Genomic DNA, 15,379 nt, shown 5'->3' on the forward strand with positions numbered 1-15,379 from the left:
TGGCGCTCAACCTCGGCCTCGTCACCCTCACCGCCCTGCTGTGGCGGGGCGCCAAGAGAAACGCGACCAGCGCCCTGGCATTGACAACGGGTCTGATCATGGTGGCAGCAGGGNTCTTTCTCATGCTGGCGGTAGCAATCGGTGGGCTGATCCTCCGTCCCGATGCCAAGCTCTTCCCCGAGCGCGGGGACGACTTCTTCCCCCACCTCGTGGAGAGGACCGTACGGGTCGCGTTCTATGGTGCGGCGGTCGCGCTCGGCCTGCTTCTCTCCGGCGGAATCGCCTTTGTCCACGGGGCCGCTCTGGGAGCCGCAGCCTTCGCCGCACAGGGTCTCGTCGGCTACCTTCTGACCCACCGCATGTCCCGACGTGACCGGGTTTATCTGGCCGCTTCCCAACAGAACGGCATCACGAGTATCGTGCTGTCCCTGGCCTTGGAGCCGGCGATTCCCGGGGTCGCCGCCGTCGTCGCTCCGGCGATCGTCACCATCAACCTGCTGCACTGGCTGATCAATCGCTGGATCGGCACCAGGCCGAGCGTCTTCGGAATCACCGCCGCGGACGACGCGGCCTTCGACGACCGCGGCCTTCGACGACCGCAGCCTGCCGCTGCGGGAGATGTCCCCGCGGGGCAGCGACCTGCTGGCTGTTGAGTAAGTGATGCGATGTGTGAGTGAACTTGAAGCAGGGGGCGCAGCGTGCGGGTGCCCACTACGTCACCGCCTACCGCTGGTTTCGGGAAGGGAAGCTGCCCGTACCGGCGCGCCCGGTCGGGCAGCTGATCCTGGTCGAGCCGTCCGCCGTCGAACGCCCCGCGGGAGCCGCCGCGGTGTACGCGCGGGTCTCCCCCGCCGACCGGCGTCCCGGCCCTGACCGTCCGGTTGCCCGTGTCACCGCATGGGCAACCGGACGTGAGCTCGAAGACCTGCTCCGGCTGTGGGGCCGCCATCCGGCAACAGGTGGCTGCGAGCAAGGCGCCTACTCATGCTTCATGACCCGCAACGGTCAGACGAAGACCGTCTCGGCTGGGCGCAGGAGCCGCGCCAAGGCCTCGGCCGGAAGCACCGCAGCATCGGCCGGATGGGTTGAAAGCGGAGCAATCTGGGTGCGGTAGCAGTCGACCGCTCGCTGCTTGNCCCGATGCACGTCGACGGGAAGATGCACCCGTCGCGCCCTGGCCCAAGGAACTCGCGGGTCGTCCGGCACCGCCCAGTGCCAGGTCCAGATGGGGTACTCGAGCAGCCGGGTGCCCGCCCGCGCGGCGGCGATCTCCGCCGCCCGACCCGTCGCCTCATGATCTGGATGACGATCCCCGGCATACGTCGCGAGCAGCCACCCGTCGGCGGTGAGCAACGGTTCCAGCTGGTCGGCCAACAACTCCTCGTGCCCGGCGACCCGCCCGTCGCGCAGGCCGACCCGATGCACCGGTACCTGGGCCAGGCCGAGTTCGGCGAGAGCGGAATGCTGTTCCGCCACCCGTCGCCGCGCAAGCTCGGCCGGCGACAGCGTCGGAGATCCGGGATGGGATGCATCACCATCAGTCACAGCAACAACGGTGAGCGACACACTCAGCGTAGACAGGATGGTCATCAGACCACCGATGCCCAGCACCTCATCGTCCGGGTGGGGAGCCACGATCACCGCGTTTGTGGGCGGAACGGTCAGGTCCAGCTCCGCCCACCCCGGATCCCATCCCTGCCAGACCGATTCGGGGGTCCCGCTGTCGTCGGCGAAGGGCCGACGCTCGTCCGCCACGCGTTCCTCCTGCATCGTTCTTCCATACGGCATGCGGCGCGGCACCGCACGGACATCGGTGCGGTCATCGGCAACGCCACACGCACGGGGCGGCATAGCGCCCCCACGACGCCGGCAGGCACCATCACAGTCCCATCTTCCGGGCACAGTCCCATCTTCCGGGCACAGTCCCATCTTTCGGACAAAGCCCACTCTCCCGGGTGCGCCCACGTCGCAAGCAGGGTGGGCGGGGCGGGACTGCGCTGGGCTTGAGCGACGGGCCGAAACGCGACGGGCCAGAACGCGACGGGCCAGAACGCGACGGGCCAGAACGCGACGGGCCAGAACGCGACGAGACGCGGGAACTGCGTGGAGCCGGTGATGATCGAGGGGTACCGATCGTTCGAGCTGATAGGGCACGGCGGTTTCAGCACGGTCTACCGCGNGNNACAGGAGATATTCGATCGCCGGGCCGCCGTCAAGGTGATGCATTCCGATCTGCGGGATCCCGCGGCCGAGCGTCGTTTCGTGCGCGCATGCAAGGCGACCGGGCGCCCCACCGGACATCCGCGCCAACACGGATACAGCCAGGCATGGGAGTACCTACCGGCTACAGTCGTCACCCTGGACGGACAGAACGAGCCCATTCCGGGGGTACCGGCCTGTTCGGGCTATCTGTAGCCGTTGCGCGAGTACGGCCGGGAACGGGCCCCTCGGTCGAGGCCACACCGTCGAGGCCATGCTGTCCATCCGGCGGAGTCCAAGGTCCATCCGCCGGCCCGTCCGGCACCCGATGTCGGCCGACCGGAGTGCCACGGTCAGATGCCGACGAGACGACGCGGGGACGGGATGGTCTCGACGACCTCGTCCACGACGTCCTCGGCGATGACGCGGCGCAGTTCCGCCTCGGGGCTCAGCACCAGCCGGTGTGCCAGGACCGGCTTGGCCAGCACCTTGACATCGTCGGGGGTCACGAAGGCCCGTCCCTGCGACGCGGCACGCACCTGGACGGCCCGAAGCAGCGCGATACTGCCTCGTGGGCTCGCCCCCAGGCGGACGACATCCGGCAGCGTGCGGGTCGCGGCGACCAGATCGACGATGTACCGCCGGAGGGCGGGTGCCACATGGATGGCGAGTGTCCGGGCCGCGTGGGCCACCACGTCCTCCGCCCGCATCACCGGTCTCAGATCCTCGATGCGCCGACCCACCTGCCGACCATCGAGGATCTCCAGCTCCGCAGCGAGGGAGGGATATCCCATCCGCAGTCGCATGAGGAACCGGTCCAAGCGGGCCTCGGGCAGGCTGTACGTGCCGTCCAGGTCGATCGGGTTCTGCGTCGCGACGACCATGAAGGGCCGCGGTACCGGATAGCCGGTCCCATCGACGGTGACCCGCCCCTCCTCCATGGCCTCCAGCAGAGCCGACTGCGTCTTCGGCGAGGCGCGGTTGATCCCATCGCCGATGACAAGATTGGTGAACACCGGGCCCGCGCGGAGTCCGAACTCGCCGGCACGCTGGTTGTAGACCATCGTCCCGATGATGTCCGCGGGCAGCAGGTCGGGCGTGAACTGGATGCGATGACAGCCGGCGCCCACCGACGCGGCGAGGCTGCGGGCCAGGGAGGTCTTCCCCAGACCGGGGACATCCTCGACGAGGAGATGGCCGTCGGCGAACATACAGATCGTCGCGAGATCCACCACCTCACGCTTGCCGCGGATGACCTTCTCGACGTTTGCGACCACATCATGGAAGGAGGCTGAGAACGTGGCAACCGCGGACCGGTCGCCAGACGTACTGTCGCGGCCGTCGCCCATGCGGGTCACGCGCTGCCTCCTAGCCCAGTGGTGTCGGGGAACGAGGACCGTCCGAGCGATGCGGACAGCGTGCTCAATCACCGGAATGGGCTCCTCGTGGGTTGATGGAGGCGGACCGTGCCGGGCGAGGGGGCAACCGGCCCGGTCCGCCCACGGGCGGCGGGGGGAACCGCCCGGGTACGGCGGCCCNCGGCGGCCGTCGCCGCCGCAGAGCCGATCCGTTCCGCTGCGATAGACGACGAGCCGACCCGCTTCGTTGTTCCATAACCCGACTGAATTGTCGATCCAGTGATCCTATGACCGGATGGTATCGTCGATCGCTTCGATTCGTGCAGATCTTGCTACTCTCCGTAGAGATCTGGGTGTGACATCACGAAAGGCGGCACGAGGGTCGCAACCTGTCGACCGAGAGAGGCGTCTTACGCGACAAGAACGACAACCCCGCCCAGACGGACCATCCCGAGATGGGCAACATCAGCCCAAGATGCTTATGGCCTGTCCGCGTATTGTTGGGTGATACGTGGAGATGTGGTGAGCGATGTACCCCTCCTACGGCGCTCACCCGGAGGTGTCTGTGTGGGCGGGGTGGCCCGCCCACACAGACACCGGCACCGCAGCCAGACGGCGTCGGGCCCATGAACGAAAATCGATGGCCAGCCGNTCCAGGCCCCTCAGTTCGACGACGCGGAATCCGACAACGTCGTGCAGGCCGCGGTCGTGCAGGCCGCGGGACCCGGGTCGAAGCCGGCGGTTGCATGGNGAGGACATGGGNGAGGACGAGGTAGGCACCGCTGGGCAGGGCGTCCACGAGGCGGCGGACAATGCCAGGCTTCAGGAACGGTCCGGATGCGGTCGGTGGCGGGCGGCTGGACGGCCGTCGGGCCACCCGGGGCGGTAGGAAAGGAAGTGCGTGCGCACGCGGGCGGTCACCGAGATCCATAAACCCGCGGAGCAAGATCCGTGAACCCGCGGAGGCCCTACGGATAGTGAGGTGCAGAACCCGCGACGCATCATTCGTCACGTTTTGTAGCTTCATCAGAGATACATTAACGCGAAGGAAACACTGATTTACGCCCCAGAAACCCTACCGTGCGAGCCTCCTTCTACGTATCACCCGGCTTCCACCCTCGAGCCGGGCAGGCCAACCGGTAATCTCAGCACGGTGAGGTGATTACAGCTATGCACGACATTGTGACGATAGCCGCCACTATTAACGAGCGTCCCACTCTCGAGGAAACCGACGCGATGCTGGCCGAATTGCGGCGGCTACCACGCGATGGGAAGACCATCGAGCTGATCGATGAACTGCTCGAATTCCGGTCGCTCCTGAAGGCGACGGCCTGAGCTGTACCCCCGGAGCGACCGGAATCGAACGATCGGAACCAGTAATTATCCCGACAACCCGGCGGAGTTTCGTGTTCCGGACGGTGTCGTCGGATCACCCGTCTGTCGGGTTACTGCTGACCCCCGCCGAACGGCTGGCCCTGCTGCTGCTGCTCGCCGCCCAGCCCCGAGGCGAAACGCTCCCCAGCGATTCCTCCACCCTGAACACCCGCGCCTACTCCCGCAAGCTCCAGGAGTCGGTTCTCGACGTACCGCTCGCTGTGGTGCGTCTTGTCCGCGATCCGCTGGACGAGGTCGTTGACGCTCGTCGCAGAGTCAAGGTCCGCCGGGCTCACCTGACCGAACTGGTCAAGGATACGGTAACGAATCTGCCGCCAGTTCTGCCGCAGCTGCTGTTCCACCTGCTGCACCTGCTGCTGTTGAGCCATTTTCCCTCTTTCTCCTCTCGAGCAGAACANCCGGATGCGTGTCGGCCAGCACCGGCCGGCACGGGAGGGACGTTACCGCAGCCGAGTCGGGCGACGTCAAACCCGAGAACCGATATGAATGTATCCTCATGCATCCGACGTCCGGCACCTGCGAGTCGCATTCAGAGCACATCGCTTCGTGCTGGTTGAGAAGATGACCGCAGCAGGGTGGAACTCGCACCAAGGGAACAAAGTGCCGCACTGTACAGGATTCTTGAAATCTCGGTTGAACAACGTTTCAGAGCGGCGGAAATCCTGGACGATGGGCGGGTGGTCATCCGTCCGCATGCCCCTCGGCCTGCCGGCAGGTGCCGGTCCAGAAAAGTCAGTACGTGGACCCCGCCGCCCCGAGAGTTAGACAGACCACCATCAACCCAAACGGACGCTCGCTCAGTGAGCCTCATACCTCATTCGAGTCCCCAGCGGGTGGCGGTGAGGTCGAGGCGGTCCTTGANGAGGTGGCGGCAGGTGCCCTCGACGACGCCGGTCGCGATCGGCCAGCCGTTGGCGAGCGCGGTGTCGTAGCCGAGGTAGGCGGCTTTGGCGGTCAGGTAGGGGGCTTTGGCGGTCAGCCAGTTCCGGGCCAGCTCGACCGCCTGGCGCTCGCCGACCCGCTGCCCGGTGAACCGCTCCACCGTGGCGACCGGCGCCACCCCGGCCCGCGTCTCCCGTTCGGCGAGCCTGTCCAGACAGGCCTGCAGCAGCGCCCGCTGCACCTCCCTGCCCCGATCGTGGATCAGCTCCTCGAGCGCGTCGGCTGTCGACCCCGCCGCGGCGCTGCCCGCCAGGTCCGCCTCCAGCGCGGAGTACAGTGCACGCGCCGCCGCGAACAACCCCGCCCGCGCGGCTTCCGTCGCTACTCTGCGCCTGGCTCTGGGTGCCAGCCAGCGCCCGATCGGCCTGGGCGCACCACGAACATGGTCCCTCGGCGACAGGCCATCGAGCACAGCATCGAAGTCCGTGCACGACCGGCTCGACACCCCAGGTCAGCGGACGCTCCGGCTCGGCCGGGTCGCCGGTGTTGACCTCCAGGCCGTGGATGAACGCGAACATAGCTCGGCCAGGCTGACAGCCGCGCCACGACGATCGGCCCCTCGGCAATGACCTCGTGCCAGGCCTCCGCATACCGACAGGCAAGATTCTCATCGACGGAGGCAATGACGTCGACCGGTGCCGCCGCGCGGACCGGAGATCCTCCACATAGATCAGGAGGACTATTCAGAACCCTTCAATCAAGATCCTTAGCGGCGCCCTGCCCTACGACAATGCATGATCTAGATCATCTGAGCTGAGAGGCCTGGATAAGCCTCCTCGTAGGTGCCCCTGATCGAGGACAGCACGGCCGGCGAGCGCGGTGACCACCAACGTTCACGAGGTCGGATCCGCATGATCGCGCAGCGGCCGAACTGTGGGAAGCCAGGCACGGTTCAGGGACCGCAGACCGTACTCAGGTCCCCCAAATTCACCGGCCGTCGGCTAGGACAGTTCGGCTAGGACGGTTTAAGTAGGTACGGCGATGGTCCAGGGCAGAGGTGGAGGGGCCGATGCAGGACGGATGGCTGGGACGGCTCACCAGAGCGTTCCCCGACGACCCCGGGCTGATCAACCTCAAGGCGGCCGTCCGGGTTGCCTTCATCGCCCCCACGCTGCTGGCCGTCACCTATCTGGCTGGTGGGGACGTGCGGCTGAGCCTGTTCGCCTGGTTCGGCGCCTACACCCTGCTGGAGTTCATCGACTTCACCGGGCCGACCAAGACCAGGCTGTTGGCCTACGTCGCGTTCGTGCTTATCACCGTCTCGCTCATCGTCATCGGCGCGTTGTGCTCCCGGACACCTTGGCTGGCGGCACCGGTGACCGCGCTGGTCGCCCTGGTCGTGCTGTTTTCCGGGGTCCNCAACGCGTATTTCGCCGCCGCCGGACGGGCCACGCTGATGGCCTTCGTCCTGTCGGTGATGACGCCTGGCCCGGTGTCCGCCATTCCGGAACGGCTCGCCGGCTGGGGGGCCGCCATGGTGGTGGCCGTCACCGCGGCCATGGTGCTGTGGACGGAGCGGCCCCCAACACGGCTGCGTGCCGCGCTGGCCCAGGCGTGTCGGTCGATGGCCGCCGGGGTGGCGTGGACGACCATGCCTTTTCCGCAGTCTGACGGGACCGGGGCGGACGGGACCGGGGCGGACGAAGTTCCCCGGATCTGGACCGACGTGTTCCACCTGCGCCGCAGGTTCGCCGAGACCGCGCACCGGCCCAGCGGTGTCGGCGGGCGCACCGCGGCGCTGGGGNATCTCGTCGTGGACGTCAACTGGCTGGTCCCGTTCGCCGAACCGCGTGCGGACCGGAATCGGATCGCGGCGGCATGCTTCCCCCGCGAAGCTGCCGAGATCCACACCGCCGCCGCTGCCACGCTCGCCGCCGCGGCCGATCGACTCGACCGCGGTCCACGGCCGAGCGAGAGGCTCGGCCTGGACCGTTTGGAGCGGGCTGAGCGGAGGATGCGCACGGCCCTGCTGGACTACCTGGAGGGGCAAGTCAGCCGGCCGGCGCCGGACGCTGACGGGTGGAGCGCCCGATCGGCCCAGAAGATGGATGATCTCGTGGTCGCCGAGTCGGAGCAGCCGCCGGCGGACCTCGCGATCGCCGAGGCGTTCCGGCTGCGCAGGCTGGCCCGGGGGNCCCGGGNGCTGGCGACGAACGTGCTGCAGGTGACCGCGCCGGCACCGGCGCTGCGCTCCTGGGTGCGGCCGCGTGGCTGGCCCGCCAGGCTAAGGCGGCTCACCCGGCGAGGCGCCGCCGCCACCGATCTGGCCGCCGGATATGCCAGCATCCNGTCGGTGTGGTTCCGCAACAGCGTCCGCGGCGCCGTGGGGCTCGCCCTCGCTGTCGCCCTGGCCCAGAACACCGAGGTGCAGCACGGCTTCTGGGTCGTGCTGGGTACCCTGTCGGTGCTGCGGTCGAACGTGGTGGCGACCAGCTCGACGATCCTGCGGGACCTGCTGGGCACCGGGATCGGCATTGTGGTGGGTGGCCTGTTCGTCGCCCTGATCGATACCCACACCGTAGTATCGTGGCCGCTGCTGCCGCTGGCTGTGTTCGTCGCCGGCTACATGCGACGGAAGTCGTTCTTCGCGCTGGGCCAGGCAGGCTTCACCGTTGCCATCCTCATCCTTTTCAACATCGTTGAACCATTAGGCTGGCGGGTGGGGCTGGTCCGCATTCAGGACGTTATGATCGGCTTCGGGGTTAGCCTGGCCGTGGGAGCGCTGCTGTGGCCGCGAGGAGCGGCGGCGGTAATCCGGCACCGTGCCGCCGCGGCCTATCGGATGGGCGCGGCTTTCCTCGCCCTGGTCGTCATGCGGGCACCCGGTGATGACGATCCGCCCAGCGCCCGGCCGCGAACCTCGCCCTGGCTGGACCCGGCCTATACCGACATGTCGGGCCATCCGGACGGCCCCGCGGACACCATCGGTGTGCTCGTGAGCCGGGTCGGCGCCTCCCGAACAGCCGGCGCATCCCAAACAGCCGGCGCATCCCGAACAGAGGACGCCGACACCGCGGGCTCGGACGATGCGGCCCTCCGCCGTCCCAGCCGGGACCAGCAGGTGGCCGCCGCGGCCCGCGATGCCATCCGCGCCGGGCGGCTGCTCGACGACGCGGTCCGTCAGTACCTGTCGGAGCAGCCTGACGGCCGGCTCGACGTCGACGCGCTCATGACCGTCGTCGGCGGGGCGCTGCGGCTGCGCCGGACCGCGCAGCTGCTGCACGCCGGCGACGTGCCCTGGCCGGCCGACATCCTGCGGGCCGGGGGCGGCGTCAACATGATCGCCTCGACCATAGAGATCTCCGCCGCGCTGCCCGATCTGGCCGCAGCCCAGGAAGCGGTCACGGTGGAGACGACCGAGCTGTGCGACTGGTATCTGCGGTTCGCCGAGGCACTCGGCGGCGGCAAGCCTCCGCCGCCGGCAGACCCGAACCCCACTCCTGGCCCGGCCAGCATGGCGGCGCTGGCCGTGGTGCGCCATGGCGCCGCCGCGCACCGACGCCCGGAACTACGCGCCGGCGTGGCGCTCGCAGCACGCGCGACCTATCTCGACATCCTGCGTGGTCTGCAACCGATGCTCACTGACGCGGGCCTGGCGCTCGTTCACCAGGGCCCCGCTGGACGCCGCGGCTGGGCGGCCGACGTACGACCCCGGCGGACTCGCCGGATGCCACGCTGATGAACCCATCCGTTCGCTGACTTCGNTACGGTCGCCCGTCGTGGCGCAGGTGCCCCACCTGCGCCACGACGGCCGATCAGTTCACCTGGGCGTGCCGCCGGCCATCGGGCGCCGGGACGAGCCGGCCGCAGGCCGCCGGGTCGGTCGCCTCCTCGGGCAGGGCCGGATTGAGCTCGCTGCGGCCGGGGCCGTCGTAGCGGCCGTTGTGGCTGAAGTCGACACCGTGCTGTTCGATCACGCCCTCACCGGCCCGCAACTGCGCGGCGACCGCCGGGGTGACCGTGAACGTGCGGTGGTAGGTCGCATTCCCAACCGGGAACCTCGCCACCGCCAGCTCGCTGGCCGGGCTGGTGTCGCCGGACGTGGTCAGCGACACCGCGACCGGGCCACGCCACGGGTTGCCGTCAACGGTCCGGAAGTGGCCGTGGACGCCGGTGCCGGTCACGTTCGGCGGTGGACAGACGTGGCGGCCACCGATATGGATGTGCTGCGCGTGCGGCAGAGCCGGCGCCAGCCCGCGACTGAAGATCGAGATGGTGAGTTGGTCGCCCCGCAGGATCGCGGTAGCGGTGCTGCGGGCGCCGGAATGGTTCAACGGCATGAGTGTCGCTTGAAGGAAGGTCTCCGCGGCGCCGGAGCCGGGCGTCGGCCCGCCGCGGCCACCGTCGGCGGCCGCGGGTGTCGCGGCAAGCGCCGACAAGACCCCCAGCCCGACGGCAGGCAGCAGCACCTTTCGAATCAACTGACTACTCACAGTCATGAAGTCATAGAAGGACGTGGGCCCGGACGCGTCAAATCGACCGACCGAAACCTGCGGGGTGCCAGAACTGGGTCATCGGCGTTGATCTAGGCTTTTAGGCGGCCCGTTCGTATTCGTTGATCAAGCCGCCGAGGGCGGGGCGACGTGTGGTCCTTTTCTTGGTCAGATCAGCAACGGGCTGGTCGGGCCGTGGTGGCTGAAGATCGCGGCTACGGTGGGGCGTCGTTCGCTGTAGCGGGCCGCGTAGGCGTCCGCCTGGGAGTTCGGGGCGGGATCGCGACCGCGGTGATGCCGGCGTCGGCGAGGACCGCGTCGGCGAGGACCGCGTCGAACGATGCGGTGAACTGTCCCGCCCGGTCACGGATCAGGAACGGACTTCGGGTGGATGCGGCGCAGCACTGCGACCTCGTGCCGCAGCACGAGCAACTCGATGTCCTTGGATGCCGACGACCGGCCGAGCAGCACCAGCCAGCCCCACACACCCGAACGAAGATCAGACAGAACAGATAGAACAGATAGAACAGCCACACCGACGCAGGTGACCATGATGCCGGCAGCCGCGCCGCACATCGTCCCAGCTCACAGGCCCAAGCCGACTTCTGGCGCCCCACAGGCCGGCCGAGAGTACATGTCCCAGCAGTTGATCCGCCGCTATTTGCGATGATATACCCTAAAATCGGTAGCCGAGGTTGGCCCACAGGCCACACTCCGACTGGATCTTCCTGCTTCGCCGGGTTCGCCCGGCCGAGCCAGCGTAAGGAGAGACGTGGCTGAGCAGCACAATGGCACCGGGAACCCGACGGGCCATTCGAAGATCGACACGACGACGCCGCATTCAGCTCGGATCTGGAACTACTGGATGGGCGGCAAGGACAACTACCCGGTGGACCGCGAGGCCGGCGACGCCTACATCAAGGTGTTCCCGGGGATCGTCACCCTGGCCAAGGAGTCCCGGCGGTTCCTCATCCGGGCTGTGGCCCACCTCGCCGGCGAGAGGGGCGTCCACCAGTTCCTCGACATCGGCACTGGCCTNCCGACGATGCAGAACACCCATGAAGTCGCCCAGCGCATCGCACCCGATTCCCGCATCGTGTACGTCGACAATGACCCGCTGGTACTAGTACACGCCCGCGCCCTGCTGGTCAACACCACACCGGAAGGTGTGACAACCTATCTCGACGCTGATCTCCACGATCCGGACCGGATCATTGCTGGTGCCAAGAACGTACTGAACTTCAACGAGCCGATCGTCGTCATGTTCATGGGGATCCTGGGGCACGTCGCCGACTTTGATGAGGCACGGGCGATCGTGGCGCGGGTGGTGGCCGCCGTCCCGTCCGGCAGCTATCTACTGCTGTGGGACAGCACCAACACCAGCGAGGGCTTCGACGAAGCCCAGCAGGGCTATGACGACACGGGCGCGGTCCCCTACATCCTGCGCAGTCCGGATCAGGTTGCCCGTTTCTTCGACGGTCTGGACCTTCTAGAGCCGGGTGTGGTGTCGATCTCGCAGTGGCAGCCGGACGGCGCCGAGGGCTTTGCCGCAGTGGATGGATACGGCGCCGTGGCCCGTAAGCCGTAGAATTGGATGATCTAACTTTTGAAGGTTTCGCGCGGCCCTACCTACCGATAACGGGGAAGTAACGCAACACGCCCGGGCCCCATCCCTATGTACTCCTCCGGGAGAAACGGCCGCCGCGCGTGCCGTTGCCCGCGTGGGATGGCGCCGACGGCGGGTCGTACGACCTCGTGGCCGCCCTCGCCGGCCGGCGCTGCGCGGGTACGCCGCCAGCGGTTTCACGGCGCCGATCCAGGTGCACCAGCGCAGGGAGGACGACCGCTCGCACCACGAATGCGTCGAGCGCCACACCGACCGCCAGACCCACCCCGAGCAGCTTCAGCGTGCGGGACGGCTGCGCCACGACCACCGACAACGCCAGGATCATGATGAGGTTCATGGTGAGGACGACGTGCCCCACGTCGGCGTGGCCGCGGCTGACCGCGTCGCCTTCGAGCGCCCGCCAGCCTGGCGCATCGGTTTCGCGCAGTCTGCTCAGCAGGCTCAGGTTCATGCCCGGGGATAGGCCGAACCCGACGACCAGCACGAAGACCAGGATGAACGGTTCGATCGGACCGGCCTGGAGGCCCAGTTTCCCGGCGAAACGGTCCTGCTGGAAGACCGTCGCCAGGACACCGACCGTCGCAAGGCCGCACGACAGCTCCGAAACGGCGAGCACGGCGGCGGTGACGCGCGAGGACGCCGTGAGGAAGGTCAGCGCGCCCACCGCGAGCAGGACCACGAACGCGAACATCGGCAGCGCGTCGCGGAAGTCCGCGGCCATGTCGGCGAACAACGCCGCCTGCCCGCCCACGTAAGCGCGGCTCACGGTGGGCCGCAGTACCGCCGGCAGGACGTCGTTGCGCAGTCGGTGCACCAGATCGTAGGAGTCCGTCGACCGGGGCCCCGCCTGCGGCAGTACCTGGATCAGGGCCAGGCCCGACTCGGGACTGTCGAACGAAACGTATGCGTGTTTGACCCCCGGCGTCGTGTTGAGGGCGGCGACGACGTCGGTCACGGCGACGGTCCGGCTGCCCTCCCCCCGGTCGACGACGACGAGCATCGGCCCGTTGAGACCGCTGAAGAAGTCGCGGCTGACCACGTCATACGCGCGTCGCGCGGTGGCCGACGTGGGCTCCGCGCCCGCGTCGGCGCCACCGAGCCGCAGGGTTACCACCGGTGCCGCCATGGCGACAAGCAGCACACACGCCACGGCCACGGCGACAGCCGGGTGGCGCCCCACCTGCCTGGCCCACCACGATCGCACGCCCGGCCGGTGCGGTAGGCCACGACCCGTCGTGGTCAGGGAATGCCGTCCGACCCAGCCCAGCATCCGGGTGCCGCCGAGGACGAGCAGCGCTGGCAACAGCGTGAGGGTGACCAGGGCGCTGAGCACCCCGGCCACCCCGGCCGCGAGGGCGACNCCCGTGAATGGGCCCAGGTCCAGCAGGAGCACGCCGGTCATCGCCACGCTCAGGCACACGCCACCGGAGGCCAGGGCGGCGACCGACTTCACCATCGCCTCGGTGGCCGCGTCGACCGGGCCCACACCCCGTGCCAACGCGGTCTGCGCCCGGTACACGACCAGGACGGACCCGCCCAGGCTGACCCCGAGGGCGATCATGCCGCCAAGCAGAGCGGCGAAGGGAGTAGTCAGGACATGGTGGGACAGTACTGTCGTGACGGCCACGGTGGTGACGGTGGCCATGGCCGCGACGACAGCGGCGATCATGGCGGCCACCCTCGAACGCAGGGTCAGGCACAAGACCGCCAGCGCGACGGCGAGAGCGGCCAGCAGCGGTCGGATCGGGACGCCGGCCGAGGTGAGCGCGGTCGCGCCCGGTCCGCCCAGCTCCACCTGAAGCTCGGGACCGCCGTAGGACCGGGCCGTGGCCGAGACCCGTTTGATCGCGCCGAGGTCGAGTTCGAGCGCCGACGCTTTCATGATTACCGGAGCCACCGCCGTGCGCCCGTCGGCACTGACCGGTGACACACCCAGCACCATCCTGCCTAGTGGTCCGAACGGGTCGGCGACGGTGAGTACCCCCGGCAGCTTCCCGACATCGGCGAGCAGCTCCTCGACCTGTCGGTGCACCAGCGGGTCCGCCAGCGTGCCGCGCCTGGCGTGCAGCACGATCTGTTCGGTGTCCGGCAGGACGCCGCCCGGAATCACCTTGCGCGCCAGATTCATTGCCCGCTGCGACTCGGAACCGGGAACCGTCACATCGTGGCTGTATTGCGCGTGACCCGCGATCACGAAGAACACCGCGGGCAGGAGGAGCACCGCCCACATGCCGACCGCGATCCAGCGACGGCGGGCACACAGACGTGCGACGCCTGTCAACGCAACGATCAGCATGGTTGGCCCTTCGCTATTTTGGACAACCTATCTCGCGGACAAGCAACGTCAATCACTCTTTGGTGGGGCTCTTTGGTGGAGCTCGTCGTCCGATAATTCTGGAGACGATTCACGGGAGACGGCACTTTACGGCGTTCCCGCACGCCTGGCCTCGTGCTCGACCGTACCGCCACGAACTGCCCGACAACCGCTGTGACAAAATTTGTTCACCGATTCCGGCACCACATTTTTCGGTGGCAAGAATGTGGACGGCGGTATCGGTGCCGCTCGGGGTACCCCGATGGCGGCGCTGACCGGGTCGACTGGGTCGACCGGGCCGAGCTGGAGCTCCTCGCCCGCTTCACGATCGAGGAGCGGGTGCCGACACGTCGACCGGTTGTAGGTGCTCGCCGGGTTCGCGCCGGGCAACCGGCGGGGCACGCCACGGGTACCCTTTTGATCTTGCCGGGCCGGCGGCGAACCGGCCGGTGGCCTCAGCGTCTCAGTGCGGCGGTCGGGTATCGTGAGATCGCCCGCCGGCGTGGCGCAATTGGTAGCGCACTCGACTTGTAATCGAGCGGTTAGGGGTTCGAGTCCCCTCGCCGGCTCCAGACAGATGGTCTCTGACCTGCGGTTTTGCGAAATCGAAGATCATCTATTCAAGATCGAAATGGGTTTGTGTGCGCATTGTGTGCGCATTCGGCAATTGTGTGCAGGGAACGATCATGAACGGGGTGTCCTCTCCGGGCGCCTGGGCCGGGACCTGCGGTCGCGACACCGCCCCGACGACGGTTACGTTCCGTTATCGCCTGCCGTTCTGAGGGCGGGTGGGATCGGCGAGAACGATGCGTGGCGGCTGACGGTAGCCGGTCCGCCATCCCACCCCACGCCACCGCGGCACGGGGATCGGACGTTCACGGCGCCGCCAGGGTCGATGGCGGCGCCGTGGACGTGAACATGGCGACGGAGCAAGCAACCCGGTGTTAGCACCGGGGATCGCCGCAGCGTGGAACGGGATCCGCCGTGCCCCCACGGGTCCGCCCCGGTCAGGTCACCCAGGGTGACCCGCAAAGTCTGTTTGTGCAGGTAGACGGTGTGAGACGGGGTGCGGGGGGCTGGGGCCGGTGGTGGTGTGAGGATCCGGGCCCGG

8 protein-coding genes, 1 tRNA gene and 3 pseudogenes are annotated in these 15,379 nt (G+C 68.2%); 5 read left to right on the forward strand and 7 right to left on the reverse strand.

Translation table 11 applies throughout. The features are described from left to right. Positions 1 to 673: 673 nt before the first annotated feature. Positions 674 to 919: pseudogene (locus tag CED_RS25350) on the forward strand (IS607 family transposase); the annotation flags it as partial. Between the two features lie 86 nt (positions 920 to 1,005). Here CED_RS25350 and CED_RS13905 read toward each other — a convergent pair. Both CED_RS13905 and CED_RS13915 read right to left on the reverse strand, forming a co-directional pair. Then, the gene (locus CED_RS13905) at positions 1,006 to 1,770 is read right to left on the reverse strand and encodes a PIG-L deacetylase family protein (protein WP_051868823.1); all 765 of its coding nucleotides are present in this window, start codon (positions 1,768 to 1,770) and stop codon (positions 1,006 to 1,008) included. Between the two features lie 782 nt (positions 1,771 to 2,552). Further along, the gene (locus CED_RS13915; RefSeq protein WP_011438438.1) at positions 2,553 to 3,548 is read right to left on the reverse strand and encodes a MoxR family ATPase; all 996 of its coding nucleotides are present in this window, start codon (positions 3,546 to 3,548) and stop codon (positions 2,553 to 2,555) included. Positions 3,549 to 4,727: 1,179 nt separating this feature from the next. On the opposite strand from CED_RS13915, the gene CED_RS24745 reads away from it, so the two are divergent. Beyond that, complete coding sequence (locus CED_RS24745; RefSeq protein WP_023841005.1) at positions 4,728 to 4,892, forward strand: hypothetical protein; 165 nt, start codon at positions 4,728 to 4,730, stop codon at positions 4,890 to 4,892. A gap of 110 nt (positions 4,893 to 5,002) precedes the next feature. Here CED_RS24745 and CED_RS13920 read toward each other — a convergent pair whose 3' ends face one another. After that, positions 5,003 to 5,320 (reverse strand): hypothetical protein, encoded by a 318-nt coding sequence (locus CED_RS13920; RefSeq protein WP_023841006.1) that lies wholly within the window; start codon positions 5,318 to 5,320, stop codon positions 5,003 to 5,005. A gap of 449 nt (positions 5,321 to 5,769) precedes the next feature. Beyond that, positions 5,770 to 5,919 (reverse strand): annotated as a pseudogene (locus CED_RS26235) (ISKra4 family transposase); the annotation flags it as partial. A 984-nt stretch (positions 5,920 to 6,903) separates the two neighbouring features. On the opposite strand from CED_RS26235, the gene CED_RS13930 reads away from it, so the two are divergent. Further along, positions 6,904 to 9,573, forward strand: a complete 2,670-nt coding sequence (locus CED_RS13930) for an FUSC family protein (RefSeq protein ID WP_035911262.1) — start codon at positions 6,904 to 6,906, stop codon at positions 9,571 to 9,573. A gap of 76 nt (positions 9,574 to 9,649) precedes the next feature. On the opposite strand, the gene CED_RS13935 is transcribed toward CED_RS13930, so the two are convergent. Together CED_RS13935 and CED_RS26240 are read right to left on the reverse strand one after the other, a co-directional pair. Next, on the reverse strand, positions 9,650 to 10,333 hold the full coding sequence (locus tag CED_RS13935) for a hypothetical protein (protein ID WP_011438442.1): 684 nt from the start codon (positions 10,331 to 10,333) through the stop codon (positions 9,650 to 9,652). Positions 10,334 to 10,427: 94 nt separating this feature from the next. Further along, a pseudogene (locus CED_RS26240) lies at positions 10,428 to 10,848 on the reverse strand (hypothetical protein). Positions 10,849 to 11,099: 251 nt separating this feature from the next. Between CED_RS26240 and CED_RS13940 the strand changes: the two are divergent. Then, positions 11,100 to 11,915: an SAM-dependent methyltransferase gene (locus tag CED_RS13940; protein ID WP_011438444.1), complete on the forward strand. Its 816-nt coding sequence runs from the start codon at positions 11,100 to 11,102 to the stop codon at positions 11,913 to 11,915. An 85-nt stretch (positions 11,916 to 12,000) separates the two neighbouring features. On the opposite strand, the gene CED_RS13945 is transcribed toward CED_RS13940, so the two are convergent. Then, positions 12,001 to 14,250 carry an MMPL family transporter gene (locus tag CED_RS13945; RefSeq protein ID WP_011438445.1) on the reverse strand — a complete coding sequence of 750 codons (2,250 nt, stop codon included), beginning with the start codon at positions 14,248 to 14,250 and terminating at the stop codon, positions 12,001 to 12,003. Positions 14,251 to 14,764: 514 nt separating this feature from the next. On the opposite strand from CED_RS13945, the gene CED_RS13950 reads away from it, so the two are divergent. Further along, a tRNA-Thr gene (locus CED_RS13950) sits at positions 14,765 to 14,840 on the forward strand. Positions 14,841 to 15,379 lie beyond the last annotated feature (539 nt).

The sequence above is a fragment of the Frankia sp. CeD genome (genome assembly GCF_000732115.1).
GTDB classification, from domain to species: Bacteria; Actinomycetota; Actinomycetes; order Frankiales; family Frankiaceae; genus Frankia; species Frankia casuarinae.